Origin of the sequence: Rhodopseudomonas sp. BR0C11 (genome assembly GCF_010820945.1) — a bacterium.
GTDB classification, from domain to species: Bacteria; Pseudomonadota; Alphaproteobacteria; order Rhizobiales; family Xanthobacteraceae; genus Rhodopseudomonas; species Rhodopseudomonas palustris_H.
The window spans coordinates 1-2,788 of the sequence record NZ_QTKI01000526.1 but is presented as its reverse complement, the minus strand read 5'-3'; the positions used below and the strand labels follow the sequence as shown (position 1 = coordinate 2,788).

Sequence of the window (2,788 nt, the reverse complement as noted above, 5' to 3'; positions counted from 1 at the left end):
CCAACCCGGTCAACCTCGATCCCCGCATGGCTTCCTTCGCCAACGGTGTCCACCGCCTCGACGGACAGCTCATGGTCGTCCTCGACGTCGACAAAGTGCTCGAAATCGCAACTCAACGTATGGCTGCATAACGTCTGGACTGATTGCGGCGCAATCGCAGGAACTGCCCATCCGGGCGTGAACTGATAGAGGCAGAAAATGAAGACATGTCTGGTGGTCGACGACTCGAGCGTCATCCGGAAGGTCGCGCGGCGCATCCTTGAAGGTCTCGACTTCGAGATCGTCGAAGCTGAAGACGGCGAGAAGGCGCTCGAAGCCTGCAAGCACGGGCTGCCCGATGCCGTTCTGCTCGATTGGAACATGCCGGTGATGGATGGCTACGAGTTCCTGCGCAATCTGCGCCGGATGCCCGGTGGCGACGCGCCGAAGGTGGTGTTCTGCACCACCGAGAACGACGTCGCGCATATCGCGCGGGCGCTGCATGCCGGCGCCAACGAGTACATCATGAAGCCGTTCGACAAGGACATCGTGACGGCGAAGTTTCAGGAAGTCGGCCTGATCTGACGGGGGTCGGACGGCCGGTTTTGACGCCGCGGTGTGGGACGCGGTGGGGAGTGGAAGTATGCGTTGCGTCGGTGTTCTATGAGCGTAGCTTTGGCAGGTAGTCCCGCTACGAATTCGGCGCAATATGAGCCGTTGCGCGTGATGATCGTCGACGACTCGGTCGTCATCCGCGGTTTGATCTCCAGATGGGTCGAGGCCGAGCCGGACATGGTGGTCGCAGCATCGCTGCGCACCGGGCTCGACGCCGTCAATCAGCTCGAACGGGTACGCCCCGACGTTGCGGTGCTCGATATCGAAATGCCCGAACTCGATGGCATTTCGGCGCTGCCACAGTTGCTCGCCAAGAAGCGCGACCTGGTCGTGATCATGGCGTCGACGCTGACCCGCCGCAACGCGGAGATCAGCTTCAAGGCGCTGTCGCTCGGCGCCGCCGATTACATCCCGAAGCCGGAAACCACCCGCGAGCCGCAGGCCGCCGACATCTTCAAGCACGATCTGCTGCAGAAGATCCGGTCGCTCGGAGGCCGGGTTCGCCGCCGCGCTGTGCCTGGAGCTGCTGCGCCGGCGATCACGCGCGACCCGCATCCGGCTCCGGTGCCGCACCCCGCCGTGGCCACGCCGACCGTTGCCAGCCAGGCTGCGCTGGTGAAGCGCTCGTTCGGTCCGACCGCGCCGCGCGTCCTGCTGATCGGCTCGTCGACCGGGGGCCCGCAGGCGCTGATGTCGATGGTGGCCGATATTGGTCCGGTGATCGATCGTTTCCCGGTGCTGATCACCCAGCATATGCCGCCGACCTTCACGACCATTCTGGCCGAGCACTTGGCGCGCGCCAGCCGCCGTCCGGCGCACGAAGGCATCGAAGGCGAAGCCATCAAGCCCGGCAACATCTATCTCGCCCCCGGCGGCAAGCACATGCGTGTCGCCAAGCAGGGCGGCAATCCGGTGATCGCGCTCGACGATGGTCCGCCGGTGAACTTCTGCAAGCCTGCGGTCGATCCGTTGTTCATGTCCGCGATCGAAGTGTGGCAGAGCGGCATTCTCGCCGTGGTGCTGACCGGCATGGGTTCGGACGGCATGCGCGGCGGCAAGGACATCGTCGCGGCCGGCGGCAGCGTGATCGCGCAGGACGAAGCCTCCAGCGTGGTGTGGGGCATGCCTGGCGCGGTCGCCAATGCCGGCGTCTGTGCCGCGGTGCTGCCGCTCAATCAGATTGGCCCGAAAGTGGTGCGCCTGTTCGCAGGAGACCGCTCGTGAACCCACAGGATTACGATTTCCTCCGCAAGCTCCTGAAGGAGCGTTCCGGGCTCGATCTGTCGGCCGACAAACAATATCTGGTGGAGAGCCGACTGCTGCCGCTGGCGCGTCGGCTCAGCCTCGGGGGCATCAGCGACCTGGTGCAGAAGATGAAGGGGATGGGCGCGGAATCGCTGATCTCCGACGTCGTCGAGGCGATGACCACCAACGAAACGTTCTTCTTCCGCGACAAGGTGCCGTTCGATCACCTGCGCGAGGAGATGCTGCCGGCGCTGCTGCAGGCACGTGCGGCGCGGCGTTCGCTGCGGATCTGGTGTGCGGCGTCATCGACCGGCCAGGAGCCTTATTCGATCGCGATGACGCTCAAGGAGCTTGGCCCGGCTGTGGCCGGCTGGCGGTTCGAGATCATCGCCACCGATCTGTCGCCGCAGGTGCTGGAGAAATCCAAGTCGGGGCTGTTCAGCCAGTTCGAAGTCCAGCGCGGGCTGCCGATCCAGCTGTTGGTGAAGTACTTCAAGCAGGCCGGCGAGGTGTGGGAGCTCAGCCCCGAGATCCGCGCCATGGTGCAGCATCGTCAGCTCAACCTGCTGCACGACTTCTCGTCGCTCGGCACCTTCGACATCGTGTTCTGCCGCAACGTGCTGATCTATTTCGATCAGACCACCAAGGTCGCCATCTTGGAGCGGATCGCCAAGCGGCTCGAGCCGGACGGCTATCTGACCCTCGGCGCCGCCGAGACCGTGGTGGGCCTGACCGACGCGTTCAAGCCGCACAATTCGCGCCGCGGCGTGTATCTGCCGAACCTGAAGTCGGCGCCGTCGATCGTCCCGGCATTCCCCGCGACCTCCGCCCTCAGCAGCCTGCGCGCCGGCTGAGGCACGCTTCGGCTCTTCAACCGCATCACTGCTCCACACCCTTCGTCATTCCGGGACGCTCGCGCCAGCGAGCGAGCCCGGAATCCCGAGCTTGT

3 protein-coding genes and 1 pseudogene are annotated in these 2,788 nt (G+C 64.8%); all 4 read left to right on the top strand.

Annotation, left to right across the window (positions count from 1 at the left end):
* Nucleotides 1-131: pseudogene (locus DYI24_RS28445) on the top strand (chemotaxis protein CheW); the annotation flags it as partial.
* A gap of 67 nt (nt 132-198) precedes the next feature.
* Nucleotides 199-564: a response regulator gene (locus DYI24_RS24580; protein WP_011157188.1), complete on the top strand. Its 366-nt coding sequence runs from the start codon at nt 199-201 to the stop codon at nt 562-564.
* Nucleotides 565-642: 78 nt separating this feature from the next.
* Nucleotides 643-1,818: a protein-glutamate methylesterase/protein-glutamine glutaminase gene (locus DYI24_RS24575; protein WP_164574183.1), complete on the top strand. Its 1,176-nt coding sequence runs from the start codon at nt 643-645 to the stop codon at nt 1,816-1,818.
* Entirely contained in the window at nt 1,815-2,693 is an 879-nt protein-coding gene (locus DYI24_RS24570) for a CheR family methyltransferase (RefSeq protein WP_107343624.1), read from the top strand. The genes DYI24_RS24575 and DYI24_RS24570 overlap by 4 nt, the downstream gene beginning before the upstream one ends.
* The last annotated feature ends 95 nt before the right edge of the window (nt 2,694-2,788 follow it).